The following is a 3540-nucleotide window of genomic DNA, read 5'->3' on the forward strand; positions in this document are numbered from 1 at the left end:
CGCTCCGCGCCGCCGGACTGTCTCGCGGCGACGAGCCGCGAGACGGCGAACGAATCCACGTCGGCGGCCCGAACCTCCTCTCGGAACTCGAGGCCAGGGTCCCAACGGACCTCGAGCGATTCGCCGATCGAGCGGGCGAGAACGCGCAAACCGTCGTCTACCTGCTGCGGGAGGAAGAGCCGATCGCGGCGTTCGCGCTCGCGGACGTGATCCGCGAGGAGAGCTACCGCGTGGTCGACGCGCTCCACGAGTTGGGGCTCGAGGTGGCGATGCTGACCGGCGATTCCGAGGACGTGGCTCGAGCGGTCGCGGCGAATCTCGGTATCGACACGGTGTTCGCCGAGGTGTTACCCGAGGACAAGGACGAGAAGATCACGGAGCTCCAGGCGCAGGGCAAATCGGTCGCGATGGTCGGCGACGGGGTCAACGACGCGCCGGCGCTCACCCGGGCCGACATCGGGATCGCGATCGGGAGCGGGACGGACGTCGCCGTCCGGTCGGCGGATATCATCCTCGTCAAGAACAATCCGATGGACGTGGTTCGGCTCGTGAAACTGAGTCAGGCGAGCTACCGAAAGATGCAGCAGAACCTCATCTGGGCCGCGGGTTACAACGTCTTCGCGCTCCCGCTGGCGGCCGGGATCCTCGCGCCGATCGGCATCCTCCTCTCGCCGGCCGTCGGCGCGCTGCTCATGTCGCTCAGCACGGTGATCGTCGCGATCAACGCGCAGTTCCTCCGACGCGTCGATCTCTCGATCCCGAGCCTGCCGGGCGTCTCCGCGCCGCAAGAGCCGCGACCGGCGGATTGATTCGCGAAGCCATCGATCGGCACCGTTCGTCCCGTTTCTGTTCCGCGGCTCGAGCCGAGACGCGTCCGCGGAACCAGTTCGAGCGTGCTCCTCCTGCGGGTTCCGGACGCGGAACCGCCGATACGACTACTGTTCTCGAGACGGAACGCGATTAGAAGAGCGGCGTCAGTAGCGATACGGCCGTCCCACGCGGTTACGCGCTGGACTCGTACCCCGCCTCGTCGACCGCTTCGACGAGAGCCGCGGTCTCCGCGTCGCCCTCGACGGTCGCCCGCTCCGCCTCCCGATCGACGTCTACGGAATCGACGCCCGAAACGCCCTCGAGCGCGTCTTCGACGGTTTGCTCGCAGTGCTCGCAGGACATTCCTTCGACGGTAATGGTCCGACTCATACGATACGATACGGACGGCTACTCTTTGTGCATTACTACTTTCGACGCGAGCGTAGCGACGACATACGCTTCGGATTCCAAAGTACCGGTCGTCATTCTCTTTGCTATCCCGGCCGAACGGTGCGGTATGCGCGACCTCGACGAAACCGACATGGAAATCCTGCGGTTGCTGGGCGACGACGCTCGTCGGCCGTACAGCGAGATCGCCGAGCGGGTCGGCCTCTCCGGACCAGCCGTCTCGGACCGCGTCGACCGCCTCGAGGAGGCCGGCGTCATCGAGGGCTTCACCGTCGACATAGACCAGTCCCAGCTCAGGGCCGGGATTCCGGTGTTCGTGCGGGCGACCGTTCCACAGAGCGCGGTCGACGACTGCAGAGCGGCAATCGCGGACGCCGACGCCGTCGAGCACATATTCGTCACCGCCGACGGCGAGCTCTGGTTCTACGCGCGGGCACAGGTTCGGCAGGTCCGCGAGTGGCTCGACGGACTCCTCCCGGACGCCGACGGCGTCGACTACGCGGTAACGCTGCTCGACGACGCCGAATGGACGCCGTCGCTCGACGGCACGTCGTTCGCACTCACCTGCGCGGAGTGTGGCAACACCGTCGATAGCGAAGGGGAATCGACTCGAATCGACGGCGAGGTCTACCACTTCTGTTGTCCCTCCTGCTCGAACCGGTTCGAGGGCCGGTACGAGCGGCTCGAGGAGGGCACCTGACTTTCGATTCCAAGATAATCGACGCGATATACTTTGGGTTCTGGCCAGTAAAGTGGGTAAAGCTGGATCCACTAGTACTCGGTAATGAGCACCCGGACCACACACCTCGACATCAGGGGGATGAGCTGCGCGAACTGCTCGCAGACGATCACCGCTGCCCTGGAGTCCCTCGACGGCGTGCGCGAGGCTACCGTCAACTTCGCTACTGACGAGGGGAGCGTCGAGTACGACCCCGATACGGTATCGCTCGCAGCGATCTACGCCGCGATCGAGGACGCCGGCTACGAGGCCGATCGCGCGAGTCGGTCGATCGGCATCACCGACATGTCCTGCGCGAACTGCGCCGAGACCAACGAATCGGCACTCGAGGAGACCCCCGGCGTCATCGACGCCGACGTGAACTACGCGACCGACGAGGCGGCCGTCGAGTACAATCCCGACGACGTCTCGCTCTCCGATCTCTACGGGGCGATCGAGCGGGCCGGCTACACGCCCGTTCGCGACGAGGCGGGTGACGAATCGGACCAGGAGCGCCGCGACGCGGCCCGACAGGCGGAGCTGCGAAAACAGCGCCGCCTGACGATCTTCGGTGCCGTTCTCTCGGCACCGTTCCTGCTCTTCCTCGCGGACAAGTTCCTGCTCGGCGGGGCGCTCGTGCCGGAGACCGTCTTCGGCATCGAGTTCGGCTGGCTCGAGTTCCTGCTCGCGACGCCGGTCCAGCTCGTCCTCGGCCGCCCGTTCTACGTCAACTCCTACAACGCGCTCGTGAAGAACCGGCGCGCCAACATGGACGTGCTGATCGCGCTGGGCTCGTCGACGGCATACGTTTACAGCCTCGTCGTCCTGCTGGGACTGCTGGCCGGCAGCACGTACTTCGACACCGCCGCGTTGATCCTCGTGTTCATCACGCTGGGCAACTACCTCGAGGCCCGTTCGAAGGGCCAGGCCGGCGAGGCCCTGCGGAAGTTGCTCGAGATGGAGGCCGAGACGGCCACGCTGGTCGACGACGAGGGGAACGAGGAGGAGGTACCCCTCGAGGACGTCGCGGTCGGCGACCGGATGAAGGTCCGGCCGGGCGAGAAGATCCCGACCGACGGCGTCGTCGTCGACGGCCAGTCGGCGGTCGACGAGTCGATGGTGACCGGCGAGTCCGTCCCCGTCGAGAAGGAAGCGGACGACGAGGTGATCGGGTCGACGATCAACGAGAACGGCGTGTTGACCGTCGAGGCGACGAAGGTCGGCGAGGACACGGCCCTGCAGGGGATCGTCCAGACCGTCAAGGAGGCTCAGTCTCGCCAGCCCGAAATTCAGAACCTCGCGGACCGCATCTCGGCGTACTTCGTCCCCGCGGTCATCCTCAACGCGACGTTCTGGGGGCTGGTCTGGTTCCTCTTCCCCGGGACGCTGGCCGGTTTCGTTGGCGCGCTTCCCCTGTGGGGACTGGTCGGCGGCGGTCCGGCCGCACTTTCGACGTTCGAGTTCGCGGTCGTCGTCTTCGCCTCCTCGGTGCTGATCGCCTGCCCCTGTGCGCTCGGCCTCGCCACGCCCGCTGCGACGATGGTCGGAACGACCCTCGGTGCACAGAACGGCGTCCTGTTCAAGGGCGGTGACGTCCTCGAACG

Annotated in this window: 4 protein-coding genes; 3 read left to right on the forward strand and 1 reads right to left on the reverse strand. The window is 66.2% G+C overall.

All coding sequences use genetic code 11. The features are described from left to right. Window positions 1-809 (forward strand): HAD-IC family P-type ATPase (locus PGX04_RS07830; protein ID WP_273737989.1); only part of this gene is annotated, 809 nt, incomplete at its 5' end. Window positions 810-1002: 193 nt separating this feature from the next. On the opposite strand, the gene PGX04_RS07835 is transcribed toward PGX04_RS07830, so the two are convergent. Further along, window positions 1003-1200, reverse strand: coding sequence for a CopZ family metallochaperone (locus PGX04_RS07835; protein ID WP_273737990.1), 198 nt, complete (start codon window positions 1198-1200; stop codon window positions 1003-1005). 127 nt (window positions 1201-1327) lie between these two features. Here PGX04_RS07835 and PGX04_RS07840 point away from each other — a divergent pair, with 127 nt between their 5' ends. Together PGX04_RS07840 and PGX04_RS07845 are read left to right on the forward strand one after the other, a co-directional pair. Beyond that, window positions 1328-1918 carry a winged helix-turn-helix transcriptional regulator gene (locus tag PGX04_RS07840; protein WP_273737991.1) on the forward strand — a complete coding sequence of 197 codons (591 nt, stop codon included), beginning with the start codon at window positions 1328-1330 and terminating at the stop codon, window positions 1916-1918. An 84-nt stretch (window positions 1919-2002) separates the two neighbouring features. After that, a partial coding sequence (locus tag PGX04_RS07845; RefSeq protein WP_273737992.1) for a heavy metal translocating P-type ATPase occupies window positions 2003-3540 on the forward strand: 1538 nt, incomplete at its 3' end.

Source organism: Natrinema soli, from assembly GCF_028618695.1.